The sequence below is a fragment of the Streptomyces sp. DS1-CR2 genome, from assembly GCF_055760475.1.
Genome location: NZ_CM147085.1, coordinates 379,114 through 396,338, shown reverse-complemented (window position 1 = coordinate 396,338; position 17,225 = coordinate 379,114). Strand labels below are relative to the sequence as shown.

The following is a 17,225-nucleotide window of genomic DNA, read 5'->3' as shown; positions in this document are numbered from 1 at the left end:
TCGGTTCACATAGAGCGGCGGCCGCCAGTTCGGCGAAACCGCGGCAGTCTCGCAAGGGAAATGACCATGAACAGCATGACCAAGCGCGTCTCGATCGCACTCGCCTCCACGGCACTGGCCGGCGGAGTCCTTCTCGGAGCCGGCGGCTCGGCGTCGGCAGCCACGACTTCGGTGCCCGTGCAGCACACGCCGTACGTGTCCGCCACCTCCGCGACCAGCAGCGAGCAAGTCGGCCGCCACACGGACGACGACCGCCGCGACGACCACCGTGGGCAGGACACTGTGCGCTACGTACGGGCTGCGGACCACGAGGGCGAAGCGGCCTCGTGGCGCGGTGTCAGTGCTGCCCGCTGGTACGAGGACCAGGTCGACGAAGCGGCCTCGTGGCACGGTGTCAGCGCTGCCCGCTGGTACGAGGACCAGGTCGTGTGGTCCCTGAACCACAGCTGACGCGGCCCGAGCCGCCCCACTCCGGCAGGGCCGGGGCACCCGCGTCGAGTTCCATCCCCTCAACCAGTCCCAGGTCCCCCGACCGCTCCAGCGTGACGTTTCCTTCCGCACCCTCAATGTGCGGCACTGGGACCGGATGGTGCAGGCGTGGGCAGCCGATGACGACGAGGCCATGGACGAGGCATGGTTCGACGGCATCACCGTCGACCTCGGCTCCGACTACGGCGCCTACGGAGTACGTCATGAACATCGGCTTCGCCGCCTGACGGCTGCGGACTCACCCGGTGGGACCGCCGGCAGCCTCCCGCCGCACGGTCTCGGCCACGCTGGACAGCGCCGCGCCGAGGTGGCGGCGCTGCGCAGCGGTCATGCCCCGGCGCGCACCGCCTCCGCTGCCCATGCGCACCCGTCACGCCACAGGCGCCGCACGGTGTGGCGGCGCCCGATGGGTGCCGCCCCACCGCGGGGAACAACTGCTGCTCGCTGCCCGGGAGTTCGGGGAGGTGGTCGACGAAGCTCTTGTGGGCAGCCCAGTCGCGGTAGTCCGATTTGAGTTGCCCTTCCCTGCGCCGTTGTAGATCGGGGGCGAGGTCTGTCTCCATGAGGAAGTCGCGCAGGTGCTGCCCGCCGATCCAGCGGCCGAGGTCGCTGGTTCTGCTCCGGCTGGTCGGCACTGTAAGAGGGGTGGCCTTCCTTGCGGGGTCCTTTTCGGACCCGTGGCCGTGTTGACCGGCAGGTGGGCTGTTGTCGGTGGTGGTGGCTAGGGTTCTCGGGTGTTTGTGGGAAGTGAGGAGACCCGGCTTGTGGTCGTGCGCGGGAACTCGGCGTCGGGCAAGTCGTCGGTGGCGGCCGGGATCCGGGACCGCTTTGGTCGGGGCCTGGCCCTGGTCGGTCAGGACAACCTGCGCAGGATTGTGCTGCGTGAGCGGGATGTGCCCGGCGGCAAGAACATCGGGCTGATCGATACGGTGGCCCGCTATTCGCTCGACGCCGGCTACCACGTCGTGGTCGAGGGCATCATGTATGCGGACCGGTACGGGCCGATGCTCGAGGATCTGGTCGGCGAGCATCTGGGTGTCTCCCGCTGCTACTACCTGGACGTGCCCTTGGCGGAGACGTTCGCGCGGCATGCGACCAAGCCCGACCTCGACTATCTGACCCAGGTCACCGAGCAACACCTTCAGGGCTGGTACCGGGAGCGAGATCTGCTGCCCAGCGGAATCGAGACGGTGATTGACGCGAGCAGCACGCTGGAGGGGACCGTGGCGCGCATCGTGCGCGAGACCGGGTTGGACCGGGTTCAGCCGATCGACCGCTGACCCTCGCCGGCAGGGCCCAGCCCGGCAGGTGCACGGATATGGGTAGGGCCGTGCGGGTGCTCGGGCAGCTCTTCCAGATCCTCTTGGTTGTGGTGGTCGTTCTCCAGGGCATGAACTCGGATGCCATCAGCCTGATCCCGGCGCAGGACACCACAGCGCGTCGTCTGGAAATGCTCACCCTCGACGAAGCCCACGACCTGCTACGTCTTCTTCAGCTGGTCGCTGCGGAGGGCCTGGACGAGCTGAGTGAGGAAGCGGAGTGGTTCGCCCGGGAGATCGCCGCGCGCATCCCCTCGGAGAACTGAAGCGCGGAACTGACACCGCTCGGTGGCTGAGAGGTCCTAACAAAGACGTTGAACGTGGCGGTGGGTGATGAGGCAGGTGGCGATGCCGAGGAAGGCTTCGTGGATGTCGTCGCGTCTCTCCCAGCGGATGCGCAGGCGGCGGAAGCCGTGTAGCCAGGAGGATGGGTGGGCCGCGCGGCGAGGTGCCCGCCGGAGGCGAGTCCTTTTCCGCACGGCCTCCCGCCGAACCGGACGTGACGGTTTCCTGTCATCCGGCTCTCCAGTGGCTACTGCGTGAGTGGTTTAGCAGGCCGTTCTGAATGGATTCGGTTGTGGCAAGTGTCGCAAGCCACAACCGTTTTGCGGCGCCGGTGAAGCATGACGCGCGCCCAGTCAGAAGGCTGCCATCCGGCATGTGCGAGGTCGGCGAGTGCACGGACATGGTGAATCTGAACGTTGCCCCTACTCCCGCAGATCTCGCAGGTATCCGCAAGGAGCCTCGCGACGAGTTCCTTCTGCGGATAGTCCACCCGGACTGGCTCGCGGTCGACGACTTCTGTCGTCCGTTGCCGTTGGAGTGGAATACCGCCGAACCGTGCAACCAGTGGTTTCCTGTCCTTCCGTTCAATGCGGGCTTCGAAAGCAGTGCGAGGCCCGTTTGGTGTTTCGAAGGTGGTTTTGTACTTCGCTGCCATCTTCGAAACCGTTGAACGGTGCTTTCCTGCCAGGGTCTTGAGCATCGCCGGATGGCTTGGTCCCAGTGGGGCGATCGGCGAGCGCAGCATTGCCGCCACCTTCGCCCGCAAGTTCAACGGCATCAGCGGCCGGACCTACCTGGAGCGGATCGGCGCCGACCGCTGCCGACCCGATGTCCGCGGCGAGGCGGCCAGTCGGCTGCGGGCCGTGGTGGCCCGGCTGCGGCACGCCCGCCTTGCCGCGCTGCAGCCAGCCCACGAAGTCCTCACCTACGGCGAGCTCAAACCCGAGCACGTCGTCTTCCCGGACGGCAGCGGCGAGCGGCCGCTGTTCATCGACCCGGGCCTGGGCCGCGGCCGCGCCACCAGCGACGCCGCCAAACTGATCAGCCGTATCGTGCTGCGCCTGCTCATCGCCAGCCCGACGCCCCACGCAGCCGCCCAAGTCCTCGACGGGATCGACGCGTTCGCGCAGCACCGTGTCGCCCAGCGCTCGGCGAAGGCTGCACGCTCCTGGCAACGCGACGTCCTGATCTTCTGGATGATGGACACGACCAACTTGCTCTCCACCGTCCTGTCCGCGCCACCCGGTCTGCCCCTGAACGAGCGCACCCGGCCCTGGCCGACCGGCCGCTCGCCGCCTGCCGACTCCTCGACTGCGCCAGCGCAGCCTTCCTGAAGCAGCGCGACCTCACAACCGCGTGGCACACGGCGCTAGACACGGCTCGCGAGGCGGTCGCATGACGAGCGCACCCCTCGACGCGATCGGACTGGTCGGTGCTGGAGCAGTCGGACAGACCGTCGCCACTGCACTGTGCACATCGGGCCTGAGCGAGCGGCTCCTGATTACCTCGCGCACCGACGACCAGGCCCTCGCCCTCGTCGCCGACATTGACGACCTGAGCGAAGCCACCAGTGCGCCGACGCGGCCGCAGGTCAGCACGATCATCGGTATGCACGCCTGCCGGGCCGTCGTCATCGCGGCCCGGGCCTCGTTCACGAATCCGGCCCGCGCTGACATCCGCATGGCCGGAGCCGGTGCGAACGCCCCCGTCATCATCCGTCTCGCCCACCAGCTGCGTGGCTACACCGGCACCGTCCTCGTGGTCACCAATCCGGTCGACCTCATGACCCGCCTGTTCGCCGAGACCTCTGGCTGCCCGCGGGTGTACGGCATCGGCTCCAACCTCGACAGCGCCCGCTACCGCCGCACCCTCGCCCGCCATCTCAACGTCCCGCCCGCTGCGATTCGCGGCCACGTGATCGGCGAACATGGCGATGGCGCCGTCATTTGCGCCTCCACCACCACTGTGAACGGTCAGCGTGAGCCGCTGCCCGTGCAGCAGGCCCGCGACGAGCTCCGGGCCCGAGCCTCCCGCATCAGCGCCGGCATTGGCCGTACCCGCTGCGGCCCGGCGGGCGCCGTGCTCTCCGCCCTGCGTAAAGCCCTCGCGCTCGACGACGGCCTGGAAGAACTCTCCGCCCCCTACGACGGCGGCTACCTCGGACTCCCACTGCGCTTCACCCATGGGCAGCCGACCGCCTGCCTCCCCGCCCTCAGCAACGCCGAGCAACAACAGTTCACCGCCGCCCATCACAAACTCCACACCGCCTACCAGGACCTCGCCACTCAACTCGGCACCACTGTGCCGAGCCTCACCGAATCGGGAAGGACCCCGTGAACGCCGACACCCAGACTGCGATCCGGCTGCACGCCGCGAACCGCACCCTTACCCTCGGGCGTGAAAAGGGTTCGATGGCGATTCACAGCCAGCTTGTCAACGACCCGGGACTTTGAGTCCCGGGCCCTTGACTGGCAGGACGTGGCACGGCATTTGGTACGAGTCCGCCCCCCGGCCTCCGCTGTTACAGAGGACGGGGGGCGGGTTATGGTGCGGCACCAAGCGGGGTGGCGGTGGAGTGCCGCACCGGTCTCGTCAGGCGCCGGGCAGAATGTTGGTGCGGACTATCTCGGAGTACCAGCGGGCGCTGGCCTTGGGGGTGCGGCTGCCGGTCGGGTAGTCGACGTATACGGCGCCGAAGCGCTTGCTGTAGCCGTGGGCCCACTCGAAGTTGTCCAGCAAGGACCACAGGAAGTAGCCGCGTACGTCCGCGCCGTCCACGATCGCCCGGTGGACGGCGGCCAGGTGGCCCCGCACGTAGCTGATCCGAGCGGGGTCGTTGACATTCCCGGTGGGGTCAGCGTAGTCGTCGAACGCCGCGCCGTTCTCGGTGATGACCAGCGGCAGACTGGGGAAGTCGGAGGACAGTCGGTGCAGCAGGTCGTACAGGCCGGTCGGGTCGACGGCCCAGCCCATGGCGGTGGTGTCACCGGGCGGCTGGTGGAAGGCGACCTTGTCGGCTCCCGGCCATGGGCTGTGTGAGCTATTGCCATGTCCGTCGGAGGTGTGGATGGCACTGCCGTCGGTCTCGGAGACGAGGGTGGGCGTGTAGTAGTTGACGCCGAGGAAGTCCAGTGGCTGGTGGATCTGCTCCAGGTCGCCGTCCTGGACGAAGGACCAGTCGGTCAGCCCGGCGGTGTCTTTGAGGAGGTCTTCGGGGTAGGCGCCGTTCAGCATCGGGCCGGTGAAGGTCCGGTTGGCGAGCGCATCGATGCGGCGGGCCGCGTCGATGTCGGCGTCGGTGTCGGTGAGTGGGCGCACGTGGTGGATGTTCAGCGTGACCGAGCACTGGGCGTCGGCTCGGACGCGGTCGCGCAGAGCTTGCACGGCAAGGCCGTGGCCCAGGTTGAGGTGGTGGGCGGCGCGCAGGGCGGCGACCGGGTCGGTGCGGCCAGGTGCGTGTACACCGGAGCCGTAGCCGAGGAAGGCGCTGCACCAGGGCTCGTTGAGAGTGGTCCAGGTCTTCACCCGGTCACCGAGGGCGTCCGCGGCGAGGGCCGCATACTCGGCGAACCGCTCGGCCGTCGCACGCTCGGGCCAGCCGCCGGCGTCCTCCAGCTCCTGCGGCAGGTCCCAGTGGTAGAGGGTGGCGACGGGCTGGATGCCCTTGTCGAGCAGGTCGTCGACGAGGCGCCGGTAGAAGTCCAGGCCCTTCTGCACGACGGGGCCGCGGCCGGTGGGCTGGATGCGGGGCCAGGCGAGGGAGAACCGGTAGGCGCCCAGGCGGAGTTCGGCCATGAGGGCGACGTCCTCGCGCCAGCGGTGGTAGTGGTCGGTGGCAATGTCACCGGTGTCGCCGTTGCGGACCCTGCCCGGGGTGCGGGCGTAGGTGTCCCAGATGGACGGCGTGCGTCCGTCCTCGGTGGCGGCCCCCTCGATCTGGTATGAGGCGGTCGCGGAGCCCCAGAGGAAGCCCTTGGGAAAGCTACAGGCGGCGTCCGGGGCGGACGCGGTCTGATGTGCTGCGTGGACCACGTATGTCCTTTCGAGGTGGGGGTAGCGGGCGTGCGAAGGCCGGCGGGGTGATTCGGAGGCGCGTGAATGCCGGAGAGGTAGGTTGTGCGGGCCCGGAGGAGCGGGGCCGGGTAGGCTGGGTGGCGGGTCAGCCCTTGACGGCGCCTGCCATGATGCCGCTGACGATCTGGCGGCCGAAGACGATGAACATAGCCAGCAGCGGCAGCGTGCCGAGCAGCGCGCCCGCCATGATCAGCGACTGGTCGCGGACATAGCCGGCGCTGAGTTGGGTGAGTGCGACAGGGACCGTCGGGTTGGTCATGTCGAGCACCACGAACGGCCAGAAGAAGTCGTTCCACGCGTGCACGAAAGTGATCATGAACAGGACCGCCATCGCGGGGCGGGCGATGGGCAGCACGATGCTCCAGAAAATGCGCAGCGAGTGCGCCCCGTCCACGCGTCCGGCCTCGACGAGTTCCTCCGGCAGCGCCTCCGTTAGGTACTGCCGCATGAAGAACACGCCGACCGCGCTGACCAGCGTGGGGAAGATGACGGCGGGCAGTTGCTGCGACCAGCCCAGCTTGGACATCATCATGAACAGCGGTACTACACCGAGCTGCGGTGGCACCATCATGGTGCCGATCACCAGCATCAGCAGGGCGTTGCGCCCCTTGAACCGCAGCTTGGCGAAGGCGAACCCCGCCAGCGTCGCGAACAGCACTGTGGACAGAGCGATCACCCCGGCCACGATCAAACTGTTGATCATGGCCTTGCCCATCGCCGCCTCATTCCAGGCCCGGGCGAGGTTGCTGAACAGGTTCGGCCCGGGCAGGAACGGCGGCGGTGTCTGGCTGACCCTGGTGTTGTCGGTGGACGCGGCCACCATCGTCCAGTAGAGCGGAAAGATCGAAAGGATCGCCATGATGACGAGCAGCACGTAGGAGAGGGGGCCCGCGTGGTGCTGACGGCCGGCGCGCTGGTGCAGGAGCCGGCGGCCGCCGCGGCCGGCCTGTTTCTCGGCGGGGGTCCGGGCCGGGGTGTCCGTCCGGGCCGGGAGGCTGTGAGTGGTCATGACGACTCCAGGTCAGGACGTACGGGAGCGCAGGCGCTTGATGACGCGCTGCACGACGAAGACGAGAACGAGCAGCAGGAACATCGCCCAGGCGACGGTCGCCGAGCGGCCCATCTGGTAGTTCTTCCAGCCCTCCTCATAGAGCAGCAGACCCAGCGTCTGGTACTGGTTGTCCGCGCCGCCGGTGACGCCGTTGGGGCCCTGGCCGAAGATCAGCGGCTCACCGAACAGCTGGGTGGCGCCGATCGTGGAGAGCACGATGGTGAAGACGATGGTGGAGCGGATCCCGGGGATGGTGACATGGGTGAACTGCTGCCACCGGGAGGCGCCGTCGAGGGAGGCTGCTTCGTACCGGTCGGCGGGGATGGCCTGCATGGCGGCCAGGTAGAGCAGCGCGTTGTAGCCGGTCCAGCGCCAGATGACCATGGTGGAGATCGCGACCTGGGCGGGCCACTTGTCGGCCTCCCAGTTCACCGGGTCGATCCCCACCGCTCCGAGCGCCCAGTTGATCATGCCGAAGTCGCGTTCGAAGATCATGGTGAACACGAGCGCGGCGGCGGCGACCGAGGTGGCGTAGGGCACCAGCGACGCGACACGGAAGAACAGCGAGGCCCGCATCCGGTAGTTGAGCAGGTGTGCCATGCCCAGCGCCATCAGCAGCTGCGGCACCGTGGAGATGACACCGATGGTGATGGTGTTGCGCAGCGCGTTCCAGAACCGTGAATCGCCCCAGAGGTCAACGTAGTTGTCGAACCCCACCCACTCCATGTCGTCGAGGGTGGCCAGTTCCACGTGGTGCAGGGAGATCCACGAAGTGTAGATAAGGGGGTAGAAACTGAACGCGGCGAAGACTATGAAGAACGGCGCGACGAAGGTGTAGGGGGCGCCCTTGATGTCGAGCCGGTGCAGCAGCGCGCCGCGCCGCCGGGCGGCGCCCTCGCTGCCCGTCTTCCGCGGCGGGCTTGGCGGCTCCTCGCCGGCCAGTGCCTTGGTGGTGGAGGTGGCCACCGGACTTCCTTCCTGAGCGCAGATGGGGTGCGGCCGCCCGGGTCCGCCGACAGGGTGCGGTCTGCCCGGGCGACCGGAGACTCGACGGGTCAGCCGACCGCCTTCTCGATGCGTCCCGTGGTTGTCTCCCACGCCTTGTCACGCGGCGTGCCCTCCTCGATCAGGGCCAGCCCCTGGGAGAAGGTGTCCTTGATCGTGCCGTCCTTGCGGCCGAGGACCTGCTTGTCCGGGATCTCCTGCGCGGCAGCACCGAAGATCTGGCCGATCGGCGCGTCGCTGAAGTACTCCGACTTGGCGTTCTTCACATCGTCGTTCTCCAGCGCCTTGCGCGAAGAGGGGATGTTGCCGATCTTCTTGAAGATATGGGCCTGCTGTTCCGGCGCGGTCAGCCAGGCGACGAGCTTCTTGGCCTCCTCCTTCACCGGGCTCTGTTCGACCACGCCGAGGAAGGAACCACCCCAGTTGGCACCCTTGGGAGCCCTGGCGACGTCCCACTTGCCCTTGTTCGCCTCACCGGCCTTCTCACTGATGTGGCTGAGCATCCATGCCGGGCACACGGCCGTGGCGAACGTGCCGTTGGCCAGACCCGGGTCCCAACCCGGCTGGAACTGGCGGAGCTTGGCGGTCAGGCCGTCTTCCGCCGCGTCGGCGGCAAGGCCCCAGGCCGCCTTCACGGCCGGGTTCTTGTCGTAGATCAGCTCGCCCTTGTCGCTGTAGTACTGCTCGGGGTAGCCGTAGACCATGGCATTGAACAGGCCGCTGGCCGCGTCCATGTAGGCCACCTTGCCGCCCTTGAAGTCCCTTTTGAAGGTGCGGCCGACCTCGACGTATTTGTTCCAGTCGCCCTCCCACAACTTGGAGACCTCCTCGCGGTCGGTCGGCAGGCCCGCCTTCTCGAAGTAGTCCTTGCGATAACAGACGGCCATCGGGCCGATGTCGGTGCCCAGGCCCAGCACCTTGCCGTCCTTGGTGCTGATCTGGGACTCCTTCCACGGCAGGAAGTGGTCGGTGCCCGAAACGTCGGAGAAGTCTGCGAACTTGTCCGACTGGGTCTCGGTTATCTCCTTGGCGCGCCCGATCTCGATGCCCTGGATGTCCTTCAGGCCCTTGCCAGCGGCGAGCCTGGTCTGCAACGCGGTGTAGTAAGTCTGCTCGTCACCGGCGATCTCGGCCTTGATGTCGACATTGGGGTTCTCTTTCTCGTACTGCTCGAGAAGGCCCGTCTCCTTGATGCCCATCACCCCGTACATGCCCATGGTGATGGTGACCTTGCCGTCCTTCTTGCCACCGCCTGTGGCCGAGTCGCCGCTGCCGCTGCAGCCGACGACGAGCGTCAGCGCGCCGACGGCCGCGACCACCGCCATCGTTCTCGTGCGCAACGAACCGAGACTGCCCATGGATCTCCTCCTAGCGGCGACGCTGACACATCGGAGTGACGAGTTCTGCGATGACTACAGCGGCTCTGATGTGGGGTGGGTACGTGCCCAATGTAGGGTGGGTACGTGCCCACTGGTGATGGAAGACTCGCGGCAGAGGACTGATCTGTCAATAACTTGAACGCAGCTCTTGGTGGTTCGGGTATGCGAGGTTCGGTTTCCAGAAATCTTGGGATGATCTACCCGCAGTAGTGTCTGCAAGAGTTGTCGCTGGTCGCCGCTGCGGCTGATATCGCCACGGCCGCCGAGGAGGGGAGAGTGCATGGCTGGAAACCGCCGTCCCACGATCAAAACGGTCGCTGCCCGCGCCGGCGTGGGCCGCACCACGGTCTCCCGTGTCGTCAACGGCTCGGATCTGGTCAGTGCCGACGCACGCGCCAGGGTTCTCGCAGCGATCAAGGAACTCAACTACGTTCCCAACTCAGTGGCCCGGGGCCTGGTGACCAACCGGACCAACGCCGTAGCCCTGGTGATCCCGGAATCGGAGAGCCGGCTTGGCTCGGAACCGTTCTTCGCCGCGCTGATCCGCGGCGTCAGCGGCGCCCTCGCCGAGAGCGGGACCCAGCTGCAGCTGATGCTCGTCCGCGACCAGGCCGAGCGGGATCAACTGACCGAGTCGGTGGCCACCCGCCGCGTGGACGGCGTCCTGCTGGTCTCCGTGCACTCCGAGGACCGACTGCCGAGCATGCTGGAGGAGATGGGTTTGCCCATCGTGCTGGCCGGCCGCCGCGACGCGGGCGAGCGACTGAGCTACGTGAACTCCGACAACGCCGGAGGGGCGGCCGCGGCGGTCCGTCATCTGCTGAGCAAGGGGCGCACCCGGATCGCAACGATCACCGGTCCACTGGACATGGACGTCGGCCGCAACCGGCTCGCCGGCTGGCGTACTGCCCACCAGGAGGCAGGGGTGCCCGCACGGGAACTCCTGGTCGAGGCAGGCGACTTCACCGAGAAAGGCGGCAGCCATGCGATGTGTTCACTCCTTGAACGCGCCCCGGATCTGGATGCCGTCTTTGCCGCCTCCGACCTCATGGCGCTCGGCGCCCTGGCCGAATTGCGCAGGCAGAAGCGACAAGTGCCCGGTGACGTCGCCGTGGTCGGATTCGAGGATTCCATCCTCGCCCGCCACACCAACCCGCCTCTAACGACGGTGCGACAACCGGTGGAGGAGCTCGGCCGCACCATGGCCCGCATACTCACCGACATCACGCAACACGGCGCGCCCCGGCAACAAATGACGCTGCCGACGGAACTGGTGGTGCGAGAGTCCTCCTAGCGGTGGTTTGTTGACGGCGGGTCAGGGTCGTAGTAGGCCGGTGGCTGAGGAACGTCGCCTCGCCGCCCAGGAGTGTGTGATGACCCGTCGTTTGCCGTGTCCGCCCGCTCCGGGCCCGCTGGAAGCCTACGCACCGCACGCTTCGATGACCTCTTCTCCGCCCTGGCACAGCGCCGCGGGTTCCGCGAGTACCTCGCGGGCCTGCTGCTGCCGCGGGACCGCAACAAGACCCTGACCGCCCTGGCCGGCAGCGAGCCGGTGGTCGGGGCCCAGCATGCGGCGGTGCAGCGGCTGCGGTTCTTCCTGTCCGAATCGACGTGGGACCACGATCAGGTCACGCCCGGCGAGTGGAACTGCTGTTGGCCGATCCCGCGACAGCCCCGCACCCGGGCGGCGTGCTGGCGATCGACGACTCCGGAGACCGCAAGGACGGCAAAGCGACCGCGCACATCGGTCGGCAGCGGCTGGGCAGGCTGGGCAAGGCCGACAACGGCATCGTCACCGTGACCACCTGCTGGGCCGACGAGAACCTCTACTACCCGCTGCATGCCGTGCCCTACACTCCAGCCCACCACTTTCCCAAGGGCAGGAGCGACCCCGACTTCCGCACGAAACTGCAGATCGTCGCCGAACTCGCCCGCCTCGCGAAGACCACCGGGATCACCTTCCGGGCGGTGGCCGCGGACTGCGCCTACGGCGACCAGGACAGCTTCCGCAGACAGCTCCATACGGCAGGACTGCCGTTCGTCATGGCTCTCAAGCCGAGTCATGGCACGTGGACTTACGGCAAGGACGCGTACACACCGGTCGACGCTGCTCGGGCCCTGAGCTGGACAGATCCCGAACACCCCGGTGACTGGACGGCCGTCGAGCGAACTTTCCGCGACGGGCACACCCAGACGTGGTGGGCTGCCGACGCGACCCTGGGCTGGTGGGGCCCCGACGGAAACGTTCGCCTGGTCGTGGCGACCACAGACCCAGCCACGCTGCCCGCGCAGGCCACCTGGTATCTGGCCACCGACCCGCCCCGCCCCGGCGGCCCCCGCGCGGCCGACAGCCCCGAACCGGCCGCCGACCTGCAGGAAGTCGTGCGGATCGACGGCATCCGACACTGGATCGAGCAGAGCTACAAGCAGGTCAAGGACGAACTGGGGTGGGCCGACTTCCAGGTCCGCTCCGACACCGCCATCCGCCGCCACCAGACCCTGGTCACCTGCGCGTTCTCGTTCTGCTGGGACACCTGGTTCGCCCCACCCTCGGACCGAGAGTCCACCCGCGCTCCCGCGGCCCCGCCTACGGAACCGGCTGAGAGGGGGACCAAGCAGACCTCACCAGCACCACCCGGCCACCTGGCCCAAGGCGATCCGCGCCGTCCGGGCCTGGCTCGACCCCTGGACCACTCTTCAACGCTGCTGGCGAGCCTGGACCAACGCACCTCCACCACCCGAACTCCAAGCCCTGATCAACGCCGTCGGCGCAGGCCACCCGCTTGACCTCTACTCCCCGGATTAGCTTGATCTTTAACCTCGAGTGTCACCCGACCTGCTGATCTGCGGCTCTTCCCGGGACAGCCGAGGCGGCCGTTCTCCAGGCTTCGAGATGTTGAGTAACGAAGTGCGAGAGAACGGCCGCTGTGTATGAGTGTCTCTGTCTCTGGTCCTGCTGGTGATGGGTTGGAAGTCTTGTCCCGCTTTCGGGTCGAGTTTTACGACTGTCTGTACGCCCGCGCCGATGCCCTCTTCGAGCTCACCGACGCGATCCTGTGCAAGGACGGACCTGTGCAGACCTTGGTCGACCTCAGTCTGGAGGCCGAGCACCGGCGTGGGCACGGTGCCCTCTACCAGGCGTTGAACGCCGGTTGGGCCGAGCCGGCCCGGATGCGGGGCCTGTTGGCCTCGCTACCCGTTCCGCGTGCGGTCGATGGGCGGATCGTGCTGGCCGTGGACGTCTCGACTTGGTTGCGGCCGGACGCCGAGACCAGTTCTGACCGGCTCTTCTGCCACGTCTACGGGCGCGGCCGCAACAAGGACCAGTTCATCCCCGGCTGGCCCTACTCCTTCGTCGCCGTGCTGGAGTCCGGCCGCACTTCCTGGTGCCGCCTGCTGGACGCCATGCGGCTCGGCCCTGCCGACGACGCCGCAGCCGTTACCGCCGCGCAACTCCGCGACATCGTGGCGCAGTTGATCGCCGCAGGCCACTGGAGTGACGGCGCCCCTGATCTGCTGATCGTCGCCGACGCCGGCTACGACCTTGCCCGCCTGGCCCATCTCCTCGCCGACCTGCCCGTGGAGGTATGCGGCAGACTGCGCTCGGACCGTGTGATGGCCCGCGATCCGGCACCGCACAATGCTCGGCCACGGCCGGGTCGCCCGCGCATGCACGGTGCCCCGTTCGCCCTGGCCAGGCCCACCACCTGGGGCGACCCGCAGACCGAGACCCGGACCAACACCACGCGTTACGGCACCGCGACCGCCCGGGCATGGGACCGGCTCCACCCTCGGCTCACCCGCCGCTCGGCCTGGATCACCGACCAGAACGCCGAACTTCCCATCCTGCACGGCCTGGTGATCCGCCTGAGTGTCGAGCGCCTGCCCGGCGGCCGGGATCCCGACCCGGTGTGGCTGTGGTCCTCAAACCCCGGGGCCGACCCCGCCCATGTCGACCAGCTGTGGCGGGCCTACCTGCGCAGATTCGACCTGGAACACACCTTCCGCCTGTTGAAGCAGACACTTGGCTGGACCGTGCCCAAGCTCCGAGACCCTGCCAGTGCCGACCTGTGGACGACGCTGATCATCGCCGCACACACCCAGTTGTGGCTCGCCCGACCCGCCGCGCGAGATCTGCGCCGTCCCTGGGAACGGCCGCTTGCGGCAAACAAGTTGACGCCTGCCCGGGTGCGGCGAGGATTCCGCAACATCCGCGCGAAGACCGCTCGTCCCGCGGCCGCACCAAAACCCTCTCGCCCCGGCCCGGGGCGCCCCTGCGGATCGAGCAACCGCGCGAGAGCACCCCGTCACACACCGGGAAAGACTGTCAAGCGCGCCGAGACACTCGACGAGCACTACGGCCGCACAGGTTAAAGATCAAGCGTACGTCCAGCAGTCCGGGCGTCTTCCCAGTTCAGAAGGGGTGTGAACGATGTAACCGGACGTCAAGTTCAGGGTAGCCAGCCGGTGCAAGTCCGGTCTGGGGAAACGCCAGGGTCCCCGGTAGCTGACTCCCGGCGTCGCTCGAAATGGTGGCGTCGAAGTGGAGTGACAAGCGCCCCTCGGGGGCGTGCAACCGACCAGTCCGCAACATGAAGTGAAGCCTGCAGCGTCGTCATTTAACCCCCGCCCGCGGGCGGGCCAAGGAGGAGCCGAGCCTGTGCTTGATTGGCGAAGGCCACGGAAGACGATCTCGGACCTGGAGCGGTCGTCGAAGAACCTCCCGGCGTAAGGGGCGTGGAATGGTCGGAAGGTTGCCCTGGGAACTGGAGAGAGCCTCCTCGGCCCCGGGTATTGCGGCCCGGGAAGCGTGGCCTTCCTATAACCGGAAGAACCGGGAAATGGCGGGTTGCCGAGAGGCAGTCGGAGGGGGTCGTAGTAGTGACGATCGGCGGGACAACACAACCCGCTGGGAGCGAAGGGCCCCTGCTTCATCGATGCGATTCGAAAACAGGGAGGGACCCGGATGAGTGCCGTTTCGGCTAGTTCCATCCGCCGGGAGGAAAGCGTCGCAGGACCGGGCCGCCGTCCTCTGGACAAGGTCCGAGCTCTGCAACGGACGCTTTACCGCTGTGCCAAGCTAGAACCCGAACGCCGGTTTCACGCCCTGTATGGCCATGTCCACCGCATGGACGTCCTTCGGCGGGCGTGGGTCGGTGTGTGCGCAAACCGGGGTGCCCCCGGCGTGGACGGCATGACCGTCGACGCGGTGGAGACCTCGGGAGTGGATGCATTCCTCCAGGACCTTTCGCAGAGACTGCGGGCGCATACGTATCGTCCGGCAGTACTGCGACGAGTCCAGATTCCCAAACCCGGGCGGCCGGGGGAGTTCCGGCCGCTATCGATCCCCACCGTGGCGGACCGTGTGGTGATGGCGGCTGCGAAATTGGTCCTTGAACCAGTATTCGAGGCCCAGTTCACCGAGGCGAGCTACGGATTCCGGCCGAAGCGGTCCGCGATCGACGCATGCGAAGCCGTGCGCGTCGCCGCGAACCAGCGGCGGGAGTGGGTGCTCGAGGCCGATATCCGCGACTGCTTCGGCACGATCGACCATGAGGCGCTGATGGCCCAAGTGGCACGGCGTGTGGTGGACCGGCCGATGCTGAAGCTGATCCGGGCCTGGCTGCGGATGGGAGTCCTGGAGGGCGGGGTGACCTCGCCTACCGGGGCAGGAACCCCTCAGGGCTCACCGATTTCCCCATTGCTGGCAAATATCGCGCTGCACGTTCTCGACGAGGCGTGGCAGAACGAAGGATGCCGACTGGGGGTGCTGGTGAGATACTGCGATGATTTCGTAGTCCTGTCGCCGACGGAGCAACGGGCCGAACAGGCCCGTGAATTGGCGGCACGAGTGCTGGAGCAGCTCGGGATGCGATTGCATCCCGAGAAGACCGGCATCGTCCGCCTCACCCGAGGTGGGCAGGGCTTCGACTTTCTCGGCTTCCACCACCGGAAGATGGAATCGTGGAAATGGCGGGGCAGGTACTACTTGCAACGCTGGCCCTCGGCCAGGGCGATGCGGGTACTGCGGGACAAAGTCCGTGCGGCGACCGCTCGTTCGAAGACTGAGCGGCCGGTATCCGCCGTGGTCGCCGATCTCAACCCGGTCCTGCGGGGCTGGGCGGCGTACTTCCGTAACGGGAACTCCGGACGGAAGTTCAACGTGGTCGACGGCTATGTCCACGAACGTCTGGCGATCTTCGCCAGCGCGAAACACAGACTTGCGGGCAGGAACTGGACCACCCGATTTACTTATGGGTGGATCACCCGGCTCGGTGTCTACCGCCTTACCGGAAACGTGCACAGGGCAACGGTGCATGCCAGCCGGTGAACGATGTCGGAAAGCCGTGTGCGGGAGAACTGCATGCACGGTTTGAAGCGGCGGGGACTGGAAACGGAGCATCAGCCACCGCGCCAGTCCCCGACCCTACTCAGGCCCGCTCTCAGCCTCCCAGAACGCCAACGACCTAGACCAGATTCTCTTGAGGTGAACGCTGTAGGCGATGTCTAGTCGCCGGTGCGAGCCGTGGGGCCACGGTCGGTGATCGTCCTTGCGATGGTTTCGGCAATGGCGATGAAGGACTCGATTTCCTCTGTATCGAGGTCTCGTACGGAAGTTTCCTCCAATGCTGTCCACATAGCTGCGATGGGTCTCTTCATGTCGCGGCCCTTGTCCGTGAGCTTGACGATCATCGCTCGCCGGTCGTGTTCGGCCGGCTCACGCGTCAGCAGCCCGGCATCCTGCATGCGGCGCAGTGACTTGGAGACGGTCGAGTGGTCGAGACCGACGCTTGCGAGGAGCTCGGACTGGGTTTGCCCATCCCGTTCGTACAGCTGCATCAGCAGCAGTTCCTGCCCTGGATGCAGATTCATGTCGCGCAACATCGCGGCCGCGTAGCCGCGATGGGCACGGGCCAGCTGGAAGACGGCGTAGCTCAAGCGGCCCTTTTGGACCGTCGTGGGATAGCGGCTGGCGGACTCGGCCATCCTTGTTCTCCTCGGGTGACGTGACGGTTGGGGAAGCCTGGGGTGATCATTGCAGCCCGTCTCGTCGCCACCGTAAGAGGCCGCCGAGCCGGAGCTTCACGGGCGGGTCAGCGTGTACATCCTCCAGGGGTCGGTCCTAGCGCGAGGCGCCGCGCCGCCGATTGTGAAGTTGCCGGTTGGTCCTCCCCATGGATCCTGTGCGGGCGAGCCGGATGGTGCGGCTAACGGGGGCGGCCGTGGCCAGGGTGATGCGGTGCCGGGCGGGGGAGCGGCGCAGCTGGTAGTAGGCCAGGCGGCGTTCCTGCTTCGCTCTGGAAGCATTCCTCTACAGCCCAGCGGGCTGCCTGCGATGCGGATCAGCTCGTCCAGAGTGGTCTCGGAGGGGCAGTGGGCGATGTATGAGGAGATCTCCCCGGGCCTGCTCACACCGCGGCACCGGGAACCCAGTGCCAGCGGTCCTCGCGGTTTCCATCTGCAGTGAGAGGCGCCGGGAACGGGTCGGGACGGGGGCGATGGACACCGGCGGGTGACGACGGTGTCGTGCCGGTGCTGGCCATGACGTGGAAGACATCGGGTTGTACCTGCTCGAAGGCCAGCCCCTGCTGCAGGCGTAGGCGCATCCGCGATCACCCTTCC

The 17,225-nt window shown here is 67.3% G+C and carries 14 protein-coding genes and 3 pseudogenes; 10 read left to right on the top strand and 7 right to left on the bottom strand.

Going from position 1 to position 17,225, the window contains the following annotated elements:
• Positions 1–66: 66 nt before the first annotated feature.
• The 4 genes and pseudogenes from ACY0PA_RS01960 (at position 67) to ACY0PA_RS01945 (ending at position 2,074) form a co-directional block, all read left to right on the top strand.
• The gene (locus tag ACY0PA_RS01960; RefSeq protein WP_473083039.1) at positions 67–450 is read left to right on the top strand and encodes a hypothetical protein; all 384 of its coding nucleotides are present in this window, start codon (positions 67–69) and stop codon (positions 448–450) included.
• Between the two features lie 22 nt (positions 451–472).
• Positions 473–716: pseudogene (locus ACY0PA_RS01955) on the top strand (transcriptional regulator); the annotation flags it as partial.
• Positions 717–1,253: 537 nt separating this feature from the next.
• On the top strand, positions 1,254–1,769 hold the full coding sequence (locus tag ACY0PA_RS01950; protein ID WP_473083038.1) for a P-loop NTPase family protein: 516 nt from the start codon (positions 1,254–1,256) through the stop codon (positions 1,767–1,769).
• A 38-nt stretch (positions 1,770–1,807) separates the two neighbouring features.
• Positions 1,808–2,074, top strand: coding sequence for a DUF6417 family protein (locus tag ACY0PA_RS01945; protein ID WP_473083037.1), 267 nt, complete (start codon positions 1,808–1,810; stop codon positions 2,072–2,074).
• 36 nt (positions 2,075–2,110) lie between these two features.
• On the opposite strand, the pseudogene ACY0PA_RS01940 reads toward ACY0PA_RS01945, so the two are convergent.
• Positions 2,111–2,233: pseudogene (locus ACY0PA_RS01940) on the bottom strand (IS5/IS1182 family transposase); the annotation flags it as partial.
• A gap of 107 nt (positions 2,234–2,340) precedes the next feature.
• Positions 2,341–2,748 carry an HNH endonuclease gene (locus ACY0PA_RS01935; protein WP_473086207.1) on the bottom strand — a complete coding sequence of 136 codons (408 nt, stop codon included), beginning with the start codon at positions 2,746–2,748 and terminating at the stop codon, positions 2,341–2,343.
• On the opposite strand from ACY0PA_RS01935, the gene ACY0PA_RS01930 reads away from it, so the two are divergent.
• Positions 2,726–3,427, top strand: a complete 702-nt coding sequence (locus tag ACY0PA_RS01930; RefSeq protein WP_473086640.1) for a hypothetical protein — start codon at positions 2,726–2,728, stop codon at positions 3,425–3,427. The two genes, ACY0PA_RS01935 and ACY0PA_RS01930, sit on opposite strands and share 23 nt — an antisense overlap.
• Before the next feature lie 61 nt (positions 3,428–3,488).
• The gene (locus ACY0PA_RS01925; RefSeq protein ID WP_473083036.1) at positions 3,489–4,430 is read left to right on the top strand and encodes a lactate/malate family dehydrogenase; all 942 of its coding nucleotides are present in this window, start codon (positions 3,489–3,491) and stop codon (positions 4,428–4,430) included.
• A 255-nt stretch (positions 4,431–4,685) separates the two neighbouring features.
• On the opposite strand, the gene ACY0PA_RS01920 is transcribed toward ACY0PA_RS01925, so the two are convergent.
• The 4 genes from ACY0PA_RS01920 to ACY0PA_RS01905 form a co-directional block, all read right to left on the bottom strand.
• The gene (locus ACY0PA_RS01920; protein ID WP_473083035.1) at positions 4,686–6,125 is read right to left on the bottom strand and encodes a GH1 family beta-glucosidase; all 1,440 of its coding nucleotides are present in this window, start codon (positions 6,123–6,125) and stop codon (positions 4,686–4,688) included.
• A gap of 127 nt (positions 6,126–6,252) precedes the next feature.
• Positions 6,253–7,176: a carbohydrate ABC transporter permease gene (locus ACY0PA_RS01915; RefSeq protein WP_473083034.1), complete on the bottom strand. Its 924-nt coding sequence runs from the start codon at positions 7,174–7,176 to the stop codon at positions 6,253–6,255.
• A gap of 12 nt (positions 7,177–7,188) precedes the next feature.
• Positions 7,189–8,184 (bottom strand): carbohydrate ABC transporter permease, encoded by a 996-nt coding sequence (locus tag ACY0PA_RS01910; protein ID WP_473083033.1) that lies wholly within the window; start codon positions 8,182–8,184, stop codon positions 7,189–7,191.
• An 89-nt stretch (positions 8,185–8,273) separates the two neighbouring features.
• Entirely contained in the window at positions 8,274–9,581 is a 1,308-nt protein-coding gene (locus ACY0PA_RS01905; protein ID WP_473083032.1) for an ABC transporter substrate-binding protein, read from the bottom strand.
• A gap of 301 nt (positions 9,582–9,882) precedes the next feature.
• On the opposite strand from ACY0PA_RS01905, the gene ACY0PA_RS01900 reads away from it, so the two are divergent.
• The 4 genes and pseudogenes from ACY0PA_RS01900 (at position 9,883) to ltrA (ending at position 15,933) form a co-directional block, all read left to right on the top strand.
• The gene (locus tag ACY0PA_RS01900; RefSeq protein ID WP_473083031.1) at positions 9,883–10,896 is read left to right on the top strand and encodes a LacI family DNA-binding transcriptional regulator; all 1,014 of its coding nucleotides are present in this window, start codon (positions 9,883–9,885) and stop codon (positions 10,894–10,896) included.
• A gap of 79 nt (positions 10,897–10,975) precedes the next feature.
• A pseudogene (locus ACY0PA_RS01895) lies at positions 10,976–12,389 on the top strand (IS701 family transposase).
• Between the two features lie 144 nt (positions 12,390–12,533).
• Positions 12,534–13,976 carry an NF041680 family putative transposase gene (locus ACY0PA_RS01890; protein WP_473083030.1) on the top strand — a complete coding sequence of 481 codons (1,443 nt, stop codon included), beginning with the start codon at positions 12,534–12,536 and terminating at the stop codon, positions 13,974–13,976.
• A gap of 592 nt (positions 13,977–14,568) precedes the next feature.
• On the top strand, positions 14,569–15,933 hold the full coding sequence (gene ltrA, locus ACY0PA_RS01885; RefSeq protein ID WP_473083029.1) for a group II intron reverse transcriptase/maturase: 1,365 nt from the start codon (positions 14,569–14,571) through the stop codon (positions 15,931–15,933).
• A gap of 176 nt (positions 15,934–16,109) precedes the next feature.
• On the opposite strand, the gene ACY0PA_RS01880 is transcribed toward ltrA, so the two are convergent.
• The gene (locus ACY0PA_RS01880) at positions 16,110–16,589 is read right to left on the bottom strand and encodes a MarR family winged helix-turn-helix transcriptional regulator (RefSeq protein WP_473083028.1); all 480 of its coding nucleotides are present in this window, start codon (positions 16,587–16,589) and stop codon (positions 16,110–16,112) included.
• Positions 16,590–17,225 lie beyond the last annotated feature (636 nt).

What these genes read in the sequence shown, in the direction of transcription:
- ACY0PA_RS01945 (WP_473083037.1), top strand. Translation starts at nt 1,808, where the DNA reads ATGGGTAGGGCCGTGCGGGTGCTCGGGCAGCTCTTCCAGATCCTCTTG.
- ACY0PA_RS01925 (WP_473083036.1), top strand. Translation starts at nt 3,489, where the DNA reads ATGACGAGCGCACCCCTCGACGCGATCGGACTGGTCGGTGCTGGAGCA.
- ACY0PA_RS01935 (WP_473086207.1), bottom strand. Translation starts at nt 2,748, where the DNA reads ATGGCAGCGAAGTACAAAACCACCTTCGAAACACCAAACGGGCCTCGC.
- ACY0PA_RS01890 (WP_473083030.1), top strand. Translation starts at nt 12,534, where the DNA reads ATGAGTGTCTCTGTCTCTGGTCCTGCTGGTGATGGGTTGGAAGTCTTG.
- ACY0PA_RS01880 (WP_473083028.1), bottom strand. Translation starts at nt 16,589, where the DNA reads ATGGCCGAGTCCGCCAGCCGCTATCCCACGACGGTCCAAAAGGGCCGC.
- ACY0PA_RS01905 (WP_473083032.1), bottom strand. Translation starts at nt 9,581, where the DNA reads ATGGGCAGTCTCGGTTCGTTGCGCACGAGAACGATGGCGGTGGTCGCG.
- ACY0PA_RS01900 (WP_473083031.1), top strand. Translation starts at nt 9,883, where the DNA reads ATGGCTGGAAACCGCCGTCCCACGATCAAAACGGTCGCTGCCCGCGCC.
- ltrA (WP_473083029.1), top strand. Translation starts at nt 14,569, where the DNA reads ATGAGTGCCGTTTCGGCTAGTTCCATCCGCCGGGAGGAAAGCGTCGCA.
- ACY0PA_RS01960 (WP_473083039.1), top strand. Translation starts at nt 67, where the DNA reads ATGAACAGCATGACCAAGCGCGTCTCGATCGCACTCGCCTCCACGGCA.
- ACY0PA_RS01915 (WP_473083034.1), bottom strand. Translation starts at nt 7,176, where the DNA reads ATGACCACTCACAGCCTCCCGGCCCGGACGGACACCCCGGCCCGGACC.